This is a genomic window from Pedobacter psychrodurus (assembly GCF_004331735.1).
In the GTDB taxonomy this organism is placed as follows: Bacteria; Bacteroidota; Bacteroidia; order Sphingobacteriales; family Sphingobacteriaceae; genus Pedobacter; species Pedobacter psychrodurus.
Genome location: NZ_SJSO01000017.1, coordinates 69,928 through 87,252, shown reverse-complemented (window position 1 = coordinate 87,252; position 17,325 = coordinate 69,928). Strand labels below are relative to the sequence as shown.

The following is a 17,325-nucleotide window of genomic DNA, read 5'->3' as shown; positions in this document are numbered from 1 at the left end:
CCAACTTTAACAGAATTAAAACCGAACTAACAGAAGAAAACATATAGTTGCAACCTCTAATCAGGCGAATTTACATTATGTTTCAGAGGGGAAAGATATCCCTTTAATATTGCGGTATAAGTCAACGGCATACAAATCTGTCATGCCCGAAACAAAATCCAATACACTCTGTATTATGGAATAGATATCGGTCAAATCGGTATGATATTGTTTAGGAATAAGTTTTACTAGTTTTTTGTAATAGTGTGTGTTGTTATGAATAAGTGCAGGGACAAACTCCTCTAATAAACCGGCCATAATTTTGTAACCAGCAACCTCTTTCTGTATAACCGACGAGAAGTTATAAATGCGCTCAACCGAAATTTTCTCTACAGCTTTCCAAGCTGAGATATAAGGTTCGGGCAGTAAATCGGTTAAACTCTGGTTCAGCTCTCCTTTTAATAATTGTTCCTGCGCGCTGAAAAATATAGCTGCACACTGGTTTGTTAGCGTATTAATGGCTTTCGCCCTTAAAAGACCAATTTTTGCATCATCATCTTCATAATCATTTTTTAAACGATTTTCGATAGTGGTAGAGTTGGCGAAAGGTAACAGATAGTTTTTTACTTCTTCGTAAGAAAGGATTTTTAAGCGGTGCGCATCTTCCAAATCGATTATACTGTAACAAATATCATCTGCGGCTTCCACCAAATAAACCAAAGGGTGGCGTTTGTAAATGAGGTGTTCACCTTCTTCTTGCGCTAAATGGAGTTCGGCAGCTATCTTTTTAAAGGTATCAGATTCTGACTGAAAGAAACCATACTTTTTACGGTGCAACAAACCTTTCCGTTTACCTGCGATTGATGCACAGGGATATTTTGCAATCGAAGCTAAAGTAGAATAGGTTAATGCATAAGCATCGTTGCCTTTTCCTTTTAACGGATGGGTAAGAATCCGGATGGCATTTGCGTTACCTTCAAAATTAATTAAATCGTGCCACTGCGATTCGTTCATTTCTTTCTGATAAACTTTCCCATCGCCATCGGTAAAATATCTTGAAATTGCAGCTTCTCCTGAATGTCCAAAGGCTGGGTTTCCCAAATCGTGCGCCAGTGCAGCTGCAGCCACGATATTACCTACTTCATTAATTAAAGGAACATCTTTAATCAGTTGTGGTTGATGTTCTTCTACACTTTTTAAAAATATATTCGCCATCGAGCGGGCTACGCTCGCCACTTCTAAACTGTGTGTTAAACGGTTATGTACAAAAACGCTTCCGGGCAATGGAAAAACCTGGGTTTTATTCTGTAACCTTCTAAAAGGAGATGAAAAAATCAAACGGTCATAATCACGCTGAAAATCCGACCGTGCCCGATCAGTGCTCGCACCATATTGTTCCTGTCCGTACCGCTTATTCGAAAGTAAATATTTCCACTCCATTTATCCCGTTTGCCTTTAAAATTTGGCGCAAGTTAAACAAAACGCGAAAATGGTTAAGCATAAAGTTTCAGGTAAATTTATATTACAGTTATTGAAAGATTATTTATATTCGGCACAAAATTAAACAAACAAATAATGAAGAAAATCTTTTTAACGCTCGCTATTTTATGCTGCTTTACCGTTTTAACGAAAGCACAATTCGAAGGCTCGAAGCAAATTTTTGAAAGTCCGAAATTAAAGGAAACGATCAAAACACAAAAAATTGTAGCTATTTTACCTTTCGAGGTCAAAATCTCCTACAGAAAACAACCAAAAAATTTCAGCGCAGAAGGAAACAAAACTCAGGAAGAATCGATGGCGAAGTCTATTCAGGCAAGTATGTACACTTTTTTGTTAAGGAAAGCTTCTGATTACACAGTAACATTCCAGGATGTTGACAAAACCAACATCTTATTAAAGAAAGCAGGTGTTTTAGGCAAGCTGGATGAAACTACTAAAGATGAGCTAGCCAAAATACTTGGTGTTGATGCTGTAATTGGTGGCCGTTTTGAAACTGAACAAACCAAATCTGAAGCAGGTGCAATTGCTTCTGCTGTTTTATTCGGTGGCTTTGGTGGGAAATCGGGTACTGGAACGATGTTCTTAACCATTAACAATGGACCTGATGGAGAACTCTTATGGCGTTTCTTCAAAACCATGGACGATAGCATTATGAGCTCTACTGATGACATGGTAGAAAGGATGATGAGGAAAATATCGCGAAACTTTCCATATAAAAGTTAAGCCAAAGGCAGATAGAAATATCTGCCTTTTTTGTTTCCGCTGATTTTCTGCTTTGTCTGTCCAAAAACTATTTAGCCTGCTATCTGTTTATTCTTAAACGGATAATATTATGAAAACGAGTATATATAACAAAGAAGAACATACCGAAGGTTATGTGGGGCCAAACAGCGAAAAACCGGAAAAATCTGATGTACAAAAAGCTTATGAAGCTGGTAACAACACCGATGTAGTAACCAGTTATGGCAAAGAACCGAGCGAACTGATTAAGGGAAATCCATTAGCAAAAGATGGTTTAGACAATTCGGGTACACAAGGCAAAGATTCTCTTAGTGATGATGCATACAACAGTTCGGATAAAAACCCAACCATAAAGAGTGCAGCAAGCCATACCGGAAGTTCATCTGACGATTTTAAGATGAATACCAGCATTAATGAGGCTGATGAAAACCATGCATTAAACACTGGAATATAAGCAGACAATTATGGGACTATTAAAATATGCCATTTTAGGCGCAGCAGCAATATATGGCTTTAAATATGTCACAAAAAAGCGGGCAGTTGATGGAAAATCGCTGATTGATGATCTTAAGGAAAAAGCTCCTGGATATGTAGATAAAATTAATAATTATTCTGAAAAAATAAGGCAGGATTATCGGCAAACAAGCGATTTATACTGACAATTAATTGGGAGCAAAAAGACACGCTATATTGACATATATCAATATATTAATCCCGTAAGCCTTGTAAATTGATAATAAGTTCTTCAAATTTGCAGCGCTGTAGGATTCGCGACAAAGATTAACTAAAAAATCAGAGACTAACTATTTAAGGGCATTTGCTTCTTGATTAACGCATTTCAGTTGTGGAATCCTAATTAATTTCCATCTACCGGAAAATGCATAATTTTATAAAGGGATTATTCTATATGGATAATCTCTTTATAACTAAATTATAAAGCCTTCCCCCTCAAACCTTTCTCATTGTTCTCGTTTCTATTTCCAATGTCTTCACCCTGACTTAAATTCGAATTATTTAAATTTTCGTTTACGGGATGTGAAGGATCATTTTCTGTTTTCAATAAATGCGACTCTTCCGGTTGATCTTTACGTTTAAAATCGGCGCGTTTATGTCCATAAGTAGCCTCTCCATTATCCCATTCTATATCCTCCTCATTGTGGGTAATTTCCGAATTAGGATCTATATTTTTATTTTCATTCACTTCCATAGCCATTATTTTTTGTAAATACTTCCATCTTAACAACAATTGGTACCATAAAAAAGTTTAATCAGGCCATAATATATAAGTGTGGCCTGGTCATCTTATTTTACCGAATCCAACAATCAATTTGCTGCTATTGTACGCCTTTACTTTGATCAATCTCCGTACTACTATCTAAATCATCTTTAGTCGATCCATTTTTATCCCGATGTTTTGGTGGATTTTCCATTCTACTTTCTTCCAGTTCAGAAAAATCACCACCTTTTTGATTGGCCACTTCGCCATGTGAAGAGGGAGTTTCTTTCAGTTCTTCTTTAGGATCTGCAAAATCCTGTCCTTCAACCGGTAATCCTTCGTGCTTCTTATCTTCCTTAATCATACCATTACAACCAGTCAATGTCGCTTTTGTTTTGGAAAATTGGGTGCATAAAAAAAGGTCTCGATTTGCATCGAGACCTTTTCTATTCTTTTAAAATCAATTAAACTTTGATTTCAACTTCAACACCGCTAGGTAATTCAAGTTTCATTAAAGCATCAACTGTTTTAGAGTTAGAGCTATAAATATCCAATAAACGTTTGTAAGCGCATAATTGGAACTGCTCTCTAGCTTTTTTGTTTACGTGTGGAGAACGTAAAACAGTAAAGATTTTTTTCTCTGTAGGAAGTGGAATCGGTCCACTTACAACTGCACCCGTAGGCTTAACAGTTTTTACGATTTTCTCAGCAGATTTATCTACCAAGTTGTAATCGTAAGACTTTAATTTAATTCTGATTCTTTGGCTCATCTTATTTTTAATTATGGTTTCCTGTTAGAGCTATTAACAACAGAAACCGGATTTATTTTGAGTTTTGCGTTACGCGCTTTGCGTGTGGCGACAAATCATCGCTAAACGCAAAACGCTATTCGCATCACATTATTAATCTTCAGATTTTACTCTTCCTTTAGATTTAGCAATTACTTCATCCTGTACGTTTTTAGGCGCAGCTTCATAGTGGTCAAATTCCATTGTAGAAGTTGCACGTCCTGAAGTGATTGTACGTAACTGAGTTACATAACCAAACATTTCAGAAAGTGGTACAGTTGCTTTAATTACCTGAGATCCATTACGGGTATCCATACCTAATAATTGACCACGACGACGGTTCATATCACCGATCACATCACCCATGTTTTCTTCAGGGGTTAAGATTTCGATTTTCATGATTGGCTCCATCAAAGTTGGTTTACATTTAGGTAAAGCCTCACGGTATGCCATTTTAGCTGCAAGCTCAAATGATAAAGCATCTGAATCGACTGCGTGGAATGAACCATCAGTTAAACGAACTTTCATATCAGGAAGTGGATAACCAGCTAATACACCGTTTGCCATAGATGCAGCAAAACCCTTTTCTACTGAAGGGATAAACTCACGTGGAATTGAACCACCTGTAATTTCGTTTACGAACTGTAAACCACCTTTTTCGAAATCAGCATCAATTGGTGAGATAACTACTGAAATATCAGCAAATTTACCACGACCACCTGATTGTTTTTTGTAAGTTTCACGGTGTGTAGTTGTACCGAAAATAGCTTCTTTGTAAGCTACTTGTGGCGCACCTTGGTTAACTTCAACTTTAAATTCGCGTTTTAAACGGTCAATTAAAATATCTAAGTGTAACTCACCCATACCAGAGATAACCGTTTGACCAGTTTCCTGATCAGTTTGAACTCTGAATGTAGGATCTTCTTCAGCCAATTTACCTAATCCAATACCCAATTTATCAACATCAGCCTGAGTTTTAGGCTCAATAGCTAAACCGATAACTGGCTCAGGGAAGTTCATTGATTCAAGAACAATTGGGTGTTTCTCTTCACAAAGTGTATCACCTGTTTTAATATCTTTAAATCCAACTACAGCAGCAATATCACCAGCAGCCACATTTGGCACAGGATTTTGCTTGTTAGCATGCATTTGGAAAATACGAGAAATACGTTCCTTGTTTTCTGAACGTGAATTATACACGTAAGAACCCGCTTCTAAATTACCCGAATAAACCCGGATAAAACATAAACGACCTACAAACGGATCGGTTGCAATTTTAAAAGCTAAAGCTGCAAACGGCTCATTAATACTTGGTTTTAATAAAACTTCTTCGTTTGTATCTGGGTTAGTACCAATAACACCTTCGCTATCCATAGGTGAAGGCAATAATTCCATCACATAATCAAGCATCGTTTGTACACCTTTGTTTTTGAAAGATGAACCGCAAACCATAGGAACAATTTTAGCATCTAATACAGCCGCACGTAAAGCATCTAAAACTTCACGTTCAGTAATGGTTTCAGGTGCATCGAAGAATTTCTCCATTAGAGACTCATCATAATCAGCAACTGATTCTAATAATTTTTCTCTCCACTCCGCAACTTCATCAAGCATATCTTCCGGGATAGGCACTTCAGTAAAGGTCATACCTTTATCATGCTCATTCCAAACAATACCACGGTTGTTAATTAAATCAACCACACCTTTAAATCCGTCTTCAGCACCGATAGGCAATTGCAATGGAACTGCATTACTACCTAACATATCTTTAACCTGCTTAACAACTTTTAAGAAGTCAGCACCAGAACGGTCCATTTTGTTAACGAAACCGATACGCGGTACGCTATAGTTATTCGCTAAACGCCAGTTGGTTTCAGATTGAGGCTCAACACCATCAACAGCTGAAAACAAAAATACCAATCCGTCTAGTACACGTAATGAACGATTTACCTCTACGGTAAAATCCACGTGACCTGGGGTATCAATAACGTTAACATGATATTTTTGACCTCTGTAATTCCAATCAACCGTAGTTGCTGCAGAAGTAATTGTGATACCACGTTCTTGCTCTTGTGCCATCCAGTCCATTGTTGCAGCACCTTCGTGCACTTCACCAATTTTATGACTTACACCAGCATAATAAAGAATACGCTCTGTTGTTGTAGTTTTACCTGCATCAATGTGAGCCGCGATTCCAATATTTCTTGTAAATTTTAAATCTCTTGCCATGTTATGTTTTTGATTTATCTGATTTTAAATGATTACACCGATTATGTTAAAACAAATCGGTGTAATTTATCTAATCAGTATAATCTTCTAATTAAATCTGTGTAATCTTACTAATCTGTTAATCCTAATTACTAGAATCTGAAGTGAGAGAACGCTTTGTTAGCCTCAGCCATTTTGTGCGTATCTTCTTTCTTCTTAACAGCAGCACCTTCACCTTTAGCAGCAGCTACGATTTCACCAGCTAATTTCTCTTTCATGGTTTTTTCACCACGTTTACGAGCGTATAAAATTAACCATTTCATACCTAAAGCTGTTTTACGCTCTGGTCTAACCTCAGTTGGAACCTGGAAGTTAGCACCACCAACACGACGAGATTTAACCTCTACAGCTGGCATAATGTTAGTTAAAGCACGTTTAAATATCTCTAAACCACTTTCACCTGCTTTTTTCTCAGCAATTTCAACAGCATCGTAAAAAATAGAATAAGCGATAGATTTTTTTCCATCGTACATCATATTGTTTACAAAACGAGTTACCTGAACATCATTAAATTTTGGATCAGGAAGAATAATTCTCTTTTTTGGTTTTGACTTTCTCATTTCTTATTTCCTCCCGATTATTTCTTTTTACCTTTTGTTGGTGCCGCAACTACCTGTCCTGGTTTAGGACGTTTAGTACCATATTTAGAACGACGTTGGTTACGACCAGCTACACCTGATGTATCTAATGCACCACGGATGATGTGGTAACGTACACCTGGTAAATCTTTAACACGACCACCACGGATCAATACGATTGAGTGCTCCTGTAAGTTGTGACCTTCTCCAGGAATGTATGCATTAACCTCTTTACCGTTCGTTAAACGAACACGGGCTACTTTACGCATTGCTGAGTTTGGTTTTTTAGGGGTAGTGGTGTACACACGTGTACATACACCTCTTCGCTGTGGACAGCTGTCCAACGCTGGAGACTTACTCTTGAACTCCAGTGCTACTCTACCTTTTCTAACTAATTGTTGAATGGTTGGCATTGTGCTTTTTTATGTTTTTTTATTAAAAAATTTACCGCTCCCCCGGCATCCTTGCAGATAGCCCATAAAACGGACTGCAAAAGTAGAACAATTCTTTTTAAAAATCAAGGGGTTAGCGTAAAAAGTTTTCAGTCGGCAATTATCAGTTTTCAATTGAAGATTAAGGAGTTGCGGTTCTTCCTCTCGCTTGCCATCATTGCGAACTGAAGCGGAGGAAATGGTAATGGCATGAAGCAATCTTTCTCGCCTTAAACGTTAAATCGATTACTGTATCTTTTTATGATTATAAACTGTTATTTGGAAAGCAATTCCAGCAATTCTTAGGTTGGGTTCGGCCCCGTTCCAAAGGAACTCCTTCGGAGCTAATGTTACAAGCTCGTGAAGAACTCAATTCCACGAATATCGGGTTTAGTTAGCAAAGTAAACCGATCCTATTAATGTTCTAGTTTCAGCGTCTACAAGAAAATTAATTTTCCTAGCCTTTTACCATACGCTTTAAAAAGGCTTAAAACCAAACATGCCTTAAATTCATAAAAGATTGTGTTAAATACTTTATCTTTAATAAAAATCTAAATTATATGTTCTTAAGTATCCTCGGAATTATTATCATTTTTATCGGCTTTGCCGTATCAAGCCAAAATAATCTTATCGGCCGTTACAGCAGCATCACGAAAATTATTGGTGTGGCACTGGTTATCATAGGTTTGTCGTTCTCCATGTTTAAAGTTATTGATGCGGGTGAGGTTGGGGTTAAAACCGTTTTCGGAAAGGTAGATAACGAAGTTTTATATAGTGGCCTTAATGTAATTAATCCTATAGCGGTAATTACCCCATTTGATGTTAAAACACAGAACTACACCATGTCTGGCGTGCATGATGAAGGCAACAAACAAACGGATGACGCTTTACGTGTTTTATCTGCTGATGGCTTAGAGGTCATTATCGATCTCTCCGTGCTATTCAGGGTAAAAGGAAGTGCCGCTCCAAATATCTTAAGGGAAATAGGAACCGACTATCTGGAAAAGATTGTTCGTCCGGTTTCTCGTACCGCTATACGCGATAATGCTGTTGCTTACGATGCCGTTGCATTATACTCAAGCAAGCGAGACGAATTTCAATCTAAAATATTTAACACCATAGAGAAGAGTTTTGCGAAAAGAGGTTTAGAGCTAGAGCAGCTCTTGGTGCGTAACATCACTTTACCTGCATCGGTAAAAGCAAGTATCGAATCTAAGATAAACGCAGAACAAGATGCACAAAAGATGACGTTTGTACTTCAAAAGGAACGCCAGGAAGCGGAACGGAAAAGAGTAGAAGCACAAGGAATTGCCGATTACCAACGCATCCTTTCTACAGGATTAAGCGATCGCCAGCTCCAATACGAATCGATATTAGCTCAAAAAGAAATTGCAAAATCGGCCAATACCAAAGTTATTATTATGGGTAATGGCAAAAGTGCACCGATTATTTTAGGTGGAAATTAATTAACCTTTTAAAGGTTCTTAAAAAAATGAAAACAAAAATCATCACTATCATACTTTGTAGTATTGCATACCTATGTAATGCACAAACATCTTCAACTATTAAAAGAAAGGCCAATGTAGATTTTGATGCTTACGAGAAACTCATACCGGAGGTTAAAGCCCATCGCAAAAGTAAGCTCCTAGATTTACCAACATTTTTAAAAATGGCGGAAGAAAAAGGCACCGTTATTTTAGATACACGGTCTGATAGCCTATTTAAACGAAAACATGTTAAGGGGGCCATTCATCTAAATTTTTCTGATTTCACGCAACAAAACCTGTTAAGGATTATACCAGATGCAGATACAAAAATATTAATCTATTGCAATAACAATTTTATAGATGACCAGGCAAATTTCGCCAGCAAAGTAGTTATACCTGTTTTAATAAAGAAAAAAATTGCGCCTATTTCATTGGCCTTAAATATCCCTACTTATATTAACCTATACGGCTATGGATATAGAAATGTGTATGAACTTTCTGAATTAGTAAGCACACGGGATAAACGAATAACTTTTGAAGGAACCGATATCAGCAGTAATATTATTAAAGCACGATGATAAAAGCTAAAACTTAATTGCAATCCTTAAAACTATCTTTAAGCACTTTTAACCGCGCAACCGCAGCTTCTAATTCTTTCGGGGCTTTACCGTATTCGTAAGTAATTTTATATTGTTTGCCATCGGCACTGATCGCGATCCACTCTGCTCCTCCATCTGCACAATCAGGACAGCCAATTACTTCTGGCAGGGCCGAAATCTTCTCCAAATTCAATTCGTTTTTGATCGCGTTTATATCCGCCTCAGAAATTGTTTTGCTACAGGTTTTAGTATCAGCTGTTTGTCCATTTTTCGATTTTGAAAAAGTAAGTTTCAGATCGCTAATGAGTAAATTATTTGAACAATAGCCTACACACATCCCAAATGACGAGCCATAACCAATGCTGTTTAAGGTTTTAATATCGCCTTTTTTACACCCCGAAAAGGATAGGCTGATCACAATCGCAAAAATGAGTGGTAAAATTTTCTTCATAGATTAAGTGTAAAATGCTATTCAAAGATATTATTTATCAGGTAACATTCTACAAAGTAATATAAACAACGAAAGCGGTCAGAAATGATCGCTTTCGTTGAAATGCCTCAATTTTTATAATTTCACGTATCCTTCAAAATTAGCCAGACAAGGGTAACTGGTACCTTCAATCAGAGTAATTTTGACATATCGTACAGGAGCTGCAGGCGAAACGGCAAAGCGCTGTTCGTTCACTGTTGTTGGATTAAAAGTCCGGTCATCACCCAATTGCGTATAGGCAACACCGTCCACACTTCCCGAAATAGAGAATTTGCTAAAACCTTGTTTTGGATCGGTGTGTGCGTTAAGTCCGATGTAAGAAAGTGAACTTGCTTTTTTCATATCAACAATAATCCAATGTGGATAAGGATGCAGCACATCGTAATCTGCCTGCCAGAATGAAGGAACAGTTGTTGCGGTTGGGCTTTTGGCCGAAATTACATCCACTACATAAGCAGCTAAGTTGGTTTCATCGCCAGGATAATTTACCTCGCTTGAAGCTGTGGCCGTCCACCCTATTTTGCTCAATGCAATATCGGTAATCGGTTTTCTTTCCTGTAAGCCGGTAACACTAAATTCCGATAAAAAGGTAATGTTACCTGTTTGTGTTGCGGCCTTTTCTAAAGCTGTTAACTTAAGGTACCTCACATTTCTTGCAGGAGATAAGGTAAATGCCTGTTCGGTGTAAATTGCAGGATTAAAAACAAGTTCTCCAATGATCGTGAAATTAGTTCCATCGTTACTGCCCTCTAACCTAAATTTGGTAAAACCTTTGGGATCACTTTGTTTAGTAGTCAAACCAATCTTTGTTACTACCGTTTGTTTTTTCATGTCGATCAGTAACCAATGCGGAAATGCAGTGGTAGCATTCGAACTCCAAAAAGTGTTAGTATTTCCATCCAAAACCGTTGCTGGCGGATTAGCTGTTTCCTGACTAGAGGCTGTTGCACTCCAACCTGAACGGTCTAATACCACTTCTTCCAAATTGGATGTGAGTTCTGCACTTTTTTCCTTTTTACACGAACTTGTTACCATACCTGCAAAAAGCAGGCACATGGCATATATCTTTATATTTTTCATCTCTTTAATTTTGTTTTCAAGGGGCGATGATCTAAGGGTTCTGAGTTAGATTTTTGTTATTGTCTATCTCATACTGGGGAACGTAAAAAATAACACGTGCATCGGTTGGCAAAATAGTTTGCGTAATGTTGGTATTTGGCGTATTATTTAAAGCGTGCGTACCGGGATAGTTTCTTATCATCGGTCTATTGTTTCTAAACAAATCGTAAGCACGCTGTCCTTCAAAAGCAAATTCGAGTCTTCTTTCTTCCAGAACTACATCTAATGCAGTTTTATTTGCTGCAGCGATACCCGCCAGTGTTAAAGTCGGAATTCCTGCCCTCGTGCGGATCAGATTTACATCATCTAACGCCAATTGTGCATTACCTAATTTGGCATTGGCTTCAGCTTTATTTAAATACATTTCAGCTAAACGAAGGTATACTGGTGAACTTAAATTTGCGATTCCTTCCTGTAAGCTGTATTTAGTAACATAGTACATCGGTACATTTGGCGAAATTTTGGTATTTACCTGTTGTACCCCATTCACTTTATAAGGTGCAATAAAACTATGTCTTAAATCCGCCGGGTTTTTATCCAACTCCGTTACATATTGTTGAGAAGCATAAATTTCAGCATAACCCGTACTGCCTTGCGGACCAGGTGTAGCCAAACTTCCCGGTGTGCCGCTATAATACATCGAACCAATTGCACCAAAATCCTGGTCTTCTGTTTTGGTATAACGAATGGCAAAAATGGTTTCTGAGTTGGCTTCAGGTGTTTTGGTAAAATAACTCTGGTACTCTCCTCCCTGAAGCAGTTTATACCGGCCAGAAGCAATTACCAAATCGGCATATTTAACGGCGTTGGCATTATCGCCCATGTTTAAATATATCCGTGAGAGTAATGCATAAGCTACTTCTTTTGAGGCGAAAATATCCTGTTTCGCGACAGTCATTAAATCTGCTGCCTTTAATAAATCTGCGATAGCAGCATCATACACTTCTTTAACGGTATTTCTGGCAGGAGTACCTGCTGCAACACCTTCTTTTAAGATAGGCACGCCAGGATTTGCGCCATTTCCCTGAGTATAAGGCCTACCAAACACACGTACCAGGTTAAATTCCATCATTCCCCTTAAGTAGAGATTTTCACCCTTAAGCTGTTTAAGATCTCCCGTAGCATTCTCTGGGATGGCTGCAATAATTTTATTGGCCGCTACAATGACATAGAAAGCCTGTTGCCAAAAATTAGCGCCATGCGTCCCGGTAGGAATGTGTGTATATCGATAACATCTTGATAAATCATCAGATGAGGGCTGTCCCTGGGCAATATTATCCCCCTGGTATTCGGTTAAAAAATGCGCACTCCGAACATAAGTAGCATTTCTTAAAACTGCATAAGTTCCAATCGTTGCAGTTTCAATATCGCCCGGATTTGTCAATGCAGATTCGTCATCAATCGCAGTTGAAGGTTTTACTTCCTTTTTACAGCTACTTACACTAAAAATTAATGCAAGTGCAACAATATATATTTTTATTTGATTCGTTTTCATGTTTTTCCTCTCCTATAAACCAATGTTTACACCAAACAATATTTTTTTGCTCATTGGGTATCTAAAGCTTGAGCTACCCGGAATAACATTAGGGTCATTGTCATCCGGCGCAAGTACAACCTCAGGATCAATACCCGAAAATTTAGTACCCGTCCATAAGTTATCTCCACTTACAAAAATCCTTGCGCTGCTTATTTTGATTTTACTCAACCAGTTGGCTGGGATCTGGTAGCCAAGCGTAACATTACGTAAACGGATGTAACTTCCATCTTCCAGATAACGAGATGATTGTTGATTGGAATCGTGATTACCGCCCAAAACCGGTTTTGGATGCGTAGCAATATCTCCAACCTTTTCCCACCTGGTCCAGCCTGATTTTAATACCATAGCGTTATAACTTTCGTATAAACCATCATTATCAAAATATGCTCGGCTGTTGTTGTATACTTCGTTGCCATAAACAAAATTGAAAAACGCGCTTAACGAAACGCCTTTGTAGCTAAAGGTATTGGTAAAACCACCTGTAAATTTCGGTGAGGCTGATGTACCAGTATATTGGCGGGTTGCCTGAGCGTATGTATTCGTTACGGCAATATGTTGTACCCCATCTGCATCCGTAATCACTTTTTCCCAAAGCGGGTCTCCGTTATTGGGATCTACACCTGCCCATATCGGCATTTTGTAATCGTAAATATCATGACCTATCGCTTTAGGTTGAGAGCCAGCTGGTGTAATGGCATCTTTTCCTTCAGTAAGTGCTAAGATGGTATTGCGGTTAAAGGCCATATTCAAATTGGTTTCCCATTGAAATTCGCCTGTAAAATTTTTAGTGTTCAAACTAAACTCCAGGCCTCTGTTTTTTAATGCCCCAACGTTTTGAAAAATGTAACGGTATCCTTCAGTAGATGGAAGTGGTACCTGGAACAAAAGCGCATTAGCACGTTTATCATACAAATCAATTGTTAAATCAATTCTATTCCAAAAACCGATATCCAAACCAATGTTCGCTGTTTTTTGCTTTTCCCATGTTAAATCTGGATTACCTTTTTGGTCGGGCCTTGCTCCCGGGATTCCGCCATAACTGGCCGAGGCATCAATTGCATACAGTCCTAAAGATGGATAATCACCAATTTCAGCATTACCCGTTGTACCATAACTTGCCCTTAACTTTAAGAAACTGATTGGTTTTACTCCTTTTAAAAATGCTTCGCTGCTTAAAATCCAGGATGCACCTAACTGATAAAAATCTCCGCCACTTTTGTTTAAACCGAAGCGTGATGAATTTTCGTGCACAAAAGATCCAATTGCAAAGTATTTACCCGCGTAATTGTAATCTACCTGACTTAAATATTTACTAAAATTATATTCGTTGGTACCGCCAGATGGGTTGCTAATAATATCGGTTGCGGTTGACATTACCGGACGGCCAGCTGGTAAATTTTTCCCATTTAAATTCGCTTCATCGTAATAAGATTTTTCAGCTTCACCCACGGCTAAAACTGTTAAATGATTTTGGCCAAAACTATTTTCATATTTCAGCCTGTTCGAACTTAACAACCTGTTTTTATAGGTTGTTGAGTTGTAAAGAGAACCATTGGTTGCTCCACCTTCTTTGGTTCTTTTATCATAATAATCTACAGCAAACGTATTGTAAAAAGTAGTTCTGTTATAGCTGGAAAAAGTTAGGTTTTTTACAATGTTATAATCAATGTTTACATCGGCACTCAGATTTAAGCTTCTTGCGTAAGAAAGGTTGTATTGCGTAGAATGAAGAAAATTTTCAATATCACGGCCCTTCCACGTTGGGGTAATGCGTGCATCTACAGGCGTGCCATCTGCATTGTAAGCCGGATCGAATGGAAGATTTAAGTATCCATCTCCAAGTGTATTGCTATTGGCGTAGTTATTTCTGGTAAATACACCATTTAACAACAGACTTACCTTAAGTTTTTTTGTTAATTGGCTATTTAAATTTGCCCTTAAATTATAGGCATTTTTATCGTTATTGATTACGGTTCCCTGCTCTCTATAAAAGTTGCCGGCAATGTAATATTTTGTCTTTTCTGTCCCACCAGATGCAGAAACGGTATAGTTCTGCGTCATCCCATCACGTGTAGCCAAATCCCACCAATTGGTATCATTGTTTAAAACCGATGGATCGGAATTGGAAAATGTTTTTTGATAATTATACAATTGCTGACTATTCATTAATTTGAAGTTGCCTGTAGAAGGTGAATTGAAACCTACTATAGAGCTAAATTCGATTTTTGCCTCACCGGTTTTACCAGTCTTCGTGGTTACGATAATCACACCGCTACCTGCACGCGAACCGTATAACCCTGTTGCCGCAGCATCTTTTAAAATGGTTACAGATTCTACATCATTCGGACTGTATGTAGCGCCTTCAGTACCATAAGCACCAAGGATATTTCCATCAACAACCAATAGTGGTGCTGTTCCTCCATTAATACTTCCAATACCCCTTATCGTCATTTTTGGTGCGGAAGTTGGATCGCCTGATCCAGATGAAACCACAACACCTGGCGCCTTACCCTGGATCATAGAAATTACATCATTAGAAGCAACGCCTTTTAATTTTTCGGCAGAGATTACCGAAACCGAACTTGATAGTTCTCCCTGCTTTTTTGATGAATAACCTACTACAACTACATCATTAAGGATGTTGTTTTCTTCCACTAAGCTGATGTTGAAGGTGCTCTTGCCCTGAACAGGGATTTCTTGTGTTAAATATCCTACAGACTTGATGATTAAAATACCATCGGCAGGAACTGTGATGGCAAAATTACCAGATCCATCTGTAGAGGTACCAATACTCGGATTTGATTTTAAAGTGATAGTTGCTCCGGGAACTGGCCCTGATTTATCTGTTATTTTTCCTTTGATGGTAATGTCATCAAAATTAATGGGATTAATGGTCTTGGACTTCGTATTTGCATTGTGGTCAAAATTGGCAAAAGCCTTACTTTCGTTTAGCCATAATAAGCCAACTGTCCCAAAAATCAGTAAAGACTTGATTTTCATGTTTTGTTGTTTTTAAGTTAGTTGATAGGTTGTTGTGGGATAATTTAGATGCGTTTTTTTTAAATCATAGGCCTGTTATTTTTTTCATCACACCATAAAAAATTTTGGTAATTTATTACCCGACTATTATAAAAGAAAATGATTATGACATTGGTTAATCTTCATGATTTTCTCTTTCCAGACCTAATTTATGCGATTTGAAACGCATAAAATCACTAAACACTACGCAAACGTTTGATCATAAATAAAGAATATTGCCGATTTTGTCGCCATTACCAGACATGGACTGAAACTTAGAGCAAGAAGATGCTTAGAATAGGAATGAATTGATTTTATTCCTCCTCAATTTCAGAAATCTGCCAAAAAAAAAAGGATGGATGCTCTTGAATAAAAAACTAACAAACGTTTGCGTTAAGTTTTTCACTAAACAGGAAACGAAAAAGCCCCTAACAATTAAATCTAAAGATTAAATGCTAAGGGCTTTATAATAAAAATACCTGTGTATTATTGTCCATTGACACCGAAATAAGTATTGTAGGGGGACATCATTACCCTTCGACTCCACTCATAGTGAGCAACCGATTTTTCTTGTTAATCCATGCTTCCCCACCTAAACGTCTGGGCAGGCGTGGCAAAACGTCGTCACTATAATTCGGGAGTCATGGACGATAGCATAATAGATACTGAATCAAGTTCAGTATGACGAATTGGTCGCAAAACAAAAAAGTCTTCCAGTTTTACCTGAAAGACTTTCGATTTTTAAGCTTTAGCAACTTTTTTGCTGTGCTTTTTATGGTGGTGTTTTTTTGAATTAAGGCAAGTCGAAAGCAAAAGTATAATTTAATTTTTTTCCACTCAGCACGTACTCAGAAATTACTTTCCCATCCACCAATATTTTATACTCCCCTTTAGATTTTGTCTTAGCGGTGGCAAAAGTTTTAAGCTGAACATGTGTTCCTGATTTTAAGGTAACGCTTTTTTCCCAGGCACCACTTACTTCTTTTAATTCAGTCTGCTTTCCACTTTCATCAGCGTAAGCTACATCGGCTGTTAAACCATCGCCAAAGCTAGCCTGATAAAGTACATTGTAACTTTCTTTTTTAGGAACATCTATTTTACCTTTCGACATGGAATAGAACGTCGTCATGGTTGAAATCGAACAGCTGCTCAGCATAAGTGCGAACAAAAAACAAAAGGAAATATTTTTCATTTGATAAGGTTTAGATCAAGATGACGACCGTTATCAGGGAAAGGTTGCAAGGAGAGATAATTATTGAATGAGGGAATGACTGAATGAGAGAATAATTAAACCATTCTACACTCAATCCTTCAAAACTCACTCATTCAATCAATCATTTATAAAACGTTTCAAGATATAATTCTTCTACCTTTTTCCGTGCCCAGGGCATTCTCCTTAAAAATTTCAAACTCGATTTTATCGTTTGGTTATTATTAAAGCAATCGATCCTAATTAGTGATCCCAGTTTTTCCCAACCGTAGTGCACCTGAAGATCGGTTACAATTTTCTCTAAGGTAATACCGTGTAAGGGGTTGTTTTTTTGCTGTTCGGCCATGTGGCAAAGTTAAGGCAA

General features: G+C 37.8%; 18 protein-coding genes. 5 read left to right on the top strand and 13 right to left on the bottom strand.

Annotated elements, in window-relative coordinates:
- Positions 1–75: 75 nt before the first annotated feature.
- Complete coding sequence (locus EZ456_RS18200; protein ID WP_131532621.1) at positions 76–1,419, bottom strand: deoxyguanosinetriphosphate triphosphohydrolase; 1,344 nt, start codon at positions 1,417–1,419, stop codon at positions 76–78.
- 135 nt (positions 1,420–1,554) lie between these two features.
- Here EZ456_RS18200 and EZ456_RS18195 point away from each other — a divergent pair, with 135 nt between their 5' ends.
- The 3 genes from EZ456_RS18195 (at position 1,555) to EZ456_RS18185 (ending at position 2,879) form a co-directional block, all read left to right on the top strand.
- On the top strand, positions 1,555–2,202 hold the full coding sequence (locus EZ456_RS18195) for a hypothetical protein (protein WP_131532619.1): 648 nt from the start codon (positions 1,555–1,557) through the stop codon (positions 2,200–2,202).
- Positions 2,203–2,311: 109 nt separating this feature from the next.
- A complete protein-coding gene (locus EZ456_RS18190; protein WP_131532617.1) occupies positions 2,312–2,674 on the top strand; it encodes a hypothetical protein in 363 nt (120 codons plus the stop codon).
- Positions 2,675–2,684: 10 nt separating this feature from the next.
- Positions 2,685–2,879 (top strand): YtxH domain-containing protein, encoded by a 195-nt coding sequence (locus tag EZ456_RS18185; protein ID WP_131532615.1) that lies wholly within the window; start codon positions 2,685–2,687, stop codon positions 2,877–2,879.
- 272 nt (positions 2,880–3,151) lie between these two features.
- Here EZ456_RS18185 and EZ456_RS18180 read toward each other — a convergent pair whose 3' ends face one another.
- From EZ456_RS18180 to rpsL, 6 genes are all read right to left on the bottom strand, one after another.
- The gene (locus EZ456_RS18180) at positions 3,152–3,427 is read right to left on the bottom strand and encodes a hypothetical protein (protein ID WP_131532613.1); all 276 of its coding nucleotides are present in this window, start codon (positions 3,425–3,427) and stop codon (positions 3,152–3,154) included.
- 127 nt (positions 3,428–3,554) lie between these two features.
- Positions 3,555–3,800: a hypothetical protein gene (locus EZ456_RS18175; RefSeq protein WP_131532611.1), complete on the bottom strand. Its 246-nt coding sequence runs from the start codon at positions 3,798–3,800 to the stop codon at positions 3,555–3,557.
- A gap of 100 nt (positions 3,801–3,900) precedes the next feature.
- The gene (gene rpsJ / locus EZ456_RS18170) at positions 3,901–4,206 is read right to left on the bottom strand and encodes a 30S ribosomal protein S10 (RefSeq protein ID WP_008244591.1); all 306 of its coding nucleotides are present in this window, start codon (positions 4,204–4,206) and stop codon (positions 3,901–3,903) included.
- 132 nt (positions 4,207–4,338) lie between these two features.
- Entirely contained in the window at positions 4,339–6,453 is a 2,115-nt protein-coding gene (gene fusA, locus EZ456_RS18165; RefSeq protein ID WP_131532609.1) for an elongation factor G, read from the bottom strand.
- A 131-nt stretch (positions 6,454–6,584) separates the two neighbouring features.
- Positions 6,585–7,052, bottom strand: coding sequence for a 30S ribosomal protein S7 (rpsG, locus tag EZ456_RS18160; protein ID WP_131532606.1), 468 nt, complete (start codon positions 7,050–7,052; stop codon positions 6,585–6,587).
- Positions 7,053–7,069: 17 nt separating this feature from the next.
- Positions 7,070–7,483 carry a 30S ribosomal protein S12 gene (rpsL, locus tag EZ456_RS18155; RefSeq protein ID WP_029278631.1) on the bottom strand — a complete coding sequence of 138 codons (414 nt, stop codon included), beginning with the start codon at positions 7,481–7,483 and terminating at the stop codon, positions 7,070–7,072.
- A gap of 578 nt (positions 7,484–8,061) precedes the next feature.
- Here rpsL and EZ456_RS18150 point away from each other — a divergent pair.
- Complete coding sequence (locus EZ456_RS18150; RefSeq protein WP_131532604.1) at positions 8,062–8,967, top strand: prohibitin family protein; 906 nt, start codon at positions 8,062–8,064, stop codon at positions 8,965–8,967.
- A 26-nt stretch (positions 8,968–8,993) separates the two neighbouring features.
- Complete coding sequence (locus tag EZ456_RS18145) at positions 8,994–9,566, top strand: rhodanese-like domain-containing protein (RefSeq protein ID WP_131532602.1); 573 nt, start codon at positions 8,994–8,996, stop codon at positions 9,564–9,566.
- Positions 9,567–9,579: 13 nt separating this feature from the next.
- On the opposite strand, the gene EZ456_RS18140 is transcribed toward EZ456_RS18145, so the two are convergent.
- The 6 genes from EZ456_RS18140 to EZ456_RS18115 form a co-directional block, all read right to left on the bottom strand.
- Positions 9,580–10,038: a hypothetical protein gene (locus EZ456_RS18140; protein WP_131532600.1), complete on the bottom strand. Its 459-nt coding sequence runs from the start codon at positions 10,036–10,038 to the stop codon at positions 9,580–9,582.
- 114 nt (positions 10,039–10,152) lie between these two features.
- Positions 10,153–11,157, bottom strand: a complete 1,005-nt coding sequence (locus EZ456_RS18135; protein ID WP_131532598.1) for a discoidin domain-containing protein — start codon at positions 11,155–11,157, stop codon at positions 10,153–10,155.
- Between the two features lie 31 nt (positions 11,158–11,188).
- Entirely contained in the window at positions 11,189–12,691 is a 1,503-nt protein-coding gene (locus tag EZ456_RS18130) for a RagB/SusD family nutrient uptake outer membrane protein (RefSeq protein ID WP_131532596.1), read from the bottom strand.
- 12 nt (positions 12,692–12,703) lie between these two features.
- Complete coding sequence (locus tag EZ456_RS18125) at positions 12,704–15,733, bottom strand: SusC/RagA family TonB-linked outer membrane protein (RefSeq protein WP_131532594.1); 3,030 nt, start codon at positions 15,731–15,733, stop codon at positions 12,704–12,706.
- 811 nt (positions 15,734–16,544) lie between these two features.
- On the bottom strand, positions 16,545–16,880 hold the full coding sequence (locus tag EZ456_RS18120; RefSeq protein WP_131532592.1) for a hypothetical protein: 336 nt from the start codon (positions 16,878–16,880) through the stop codon (positions 16,545–16,547).
- Positions 16,881–17,085: 205 nt separating this feature from the next.
- Positions 17,086–17,307, bottom strand: a complete 222-nt coding sequence (locus EZ456_RS18115) for a VF530 family protein (protein WP_131532590.1) — start codon at positions 17,305–17,307, stop codon at positions 17,086–17,088.
- Positions 17,308–17,325: the final 18 nt, after the last annotated feature.

What these genes read in the sequence shown, in the direction of transcription:
- EZ456_RS18200 (WP_131532621.1), bottom strand. Translation starts at nt 1,419, where the DNA reads ATGGAGTGGAAATATTTACTTTCGAATAAGCGGTACGGACAGGAACAA.
- EZ456_RS18195 (WP_131532619.1), top strand. Translation starts at nt 1,555, where the DNA reads ATGAAGAAAATCTTTTTAACGCTCGCTATTTTATGCTGCTTTACCGTT.
- EZ456_RS18190 (WP_131532617.1), top strand. Translation starts at nt 2,312, where the DNA reads ATGAAAACGAGTATATATAACAAAGAAGAACATACCGAAGGTTATGTG.
- EZ456_RS18185 (WP_131532615.1), top strand. Translation starts at nt 2,685, where the DNA reads ATGGGACTATTAAAATATGCCATTTTAGGCGCAGCAGCAATATATGGC.
- EZ456_RS18180 (WP_131532613.1), bottom strand. Translation starts at nt 3,427, where the DNA reads ATGGAAGTGAATGAAAATAAAAATATAGATCCTAATTCGGAAATTACC.
- EZ456_RS18175 (WP_131532611.1), bottom strand. Translation starts at nt 3,800, where the DNA reads ATGATTAAGGAAGATAAGAAGCACGAAGGATTACCGGTTGAAGGACAG.
- rpsJ (WP_008244591.1), bottom strand. Translation starts at nt 4,206, where the DNA reads ATGAGCCAAAGAATCAGAATTAAATTAAAGTCTTACGATTACAACTTG.
- fusA (WP_131532609.1), bottom strand. Translation starts at nt 6,453, where the DNA reads ATGGCAAGAGATTTAAAATTTACAAGAAATATTGGAATCGCGGCTCAC.
- rpsG (WP_131532606.1), bottom strand. Translation starts at nt 7,052, where the DNA reads ATGAGAAAGTCAAAACCAAAAAAGAGAATTATTCTTCCTGATCCAAAA.
- rpsL (WP_029278631.1), bottom strand. Translation starts at nt 7,483, where the DNA reads ATGCCAACCATTCAACAATTAGTTAGAAAAGGTAGAGTAGCACTGGAG.
- EZ456_RS18150 (WP_131532604.1), top strand. Translation starts at nt 8,062, where the DNA reads ATGTTCTTAAGTATCCTCGGAATTATTATCATTTTTATCGGCTTTGCC.
- EZ456_RS18145 (WP_131532602.1), top strand. Translation starts at nt 8,994, where the DNA reads ATGAAAACAAAAATCATCACTATCATACTTTGTAGTATTGCATACCTA.
- EZ456_RS18140 (WP_131532600.1), bottom strand. Translation starts at nt 10,038, where the DNA reads ATGAAGAAAATTTTACCACTCATTTTTGCGATTGTGATCAGCCTATCC.
- EZ456_RS18135 (WP_131532598.1), bottom strand. Translation starts at nt 11,157, where the DNA reads ATGAAAAATATAAAGATATATGCCATGTGCCTGCTTTTTGCAGGTATG.
- EZ456_RS18130 (WP_131532596.1), bottom strand. Translation starts at nt 12,691, where the DNA reads ATGAAAACGAATCAAATAAAAATATATATTGTTGCACTTGCATTAATT.
- EZ456_RS18125 (WP_131532594.1), bottom strand. Translation starts at nt 15,733, where the DNA reads ATGAAAATCAAGTCTTTACTGATTTTTGGGACAGTTGGCTTATTATGG.
- EZ456_RS18120 (WP_131532592.1), bottom strand. Translation starts at nt 16,880, where the DNA reads ATGACGACGTTCTATTCCATGTCGAAAGGTAAAATAGATGTTCCTAAA.
- EZ456_RS18115 (WP_131532590.1), bottom strand. Translation starts at nt 17,307, where the DNA reads ATGGCCGAACAGCAAAAAAACAACCCCTTACACGGTATTACCTTAGAG.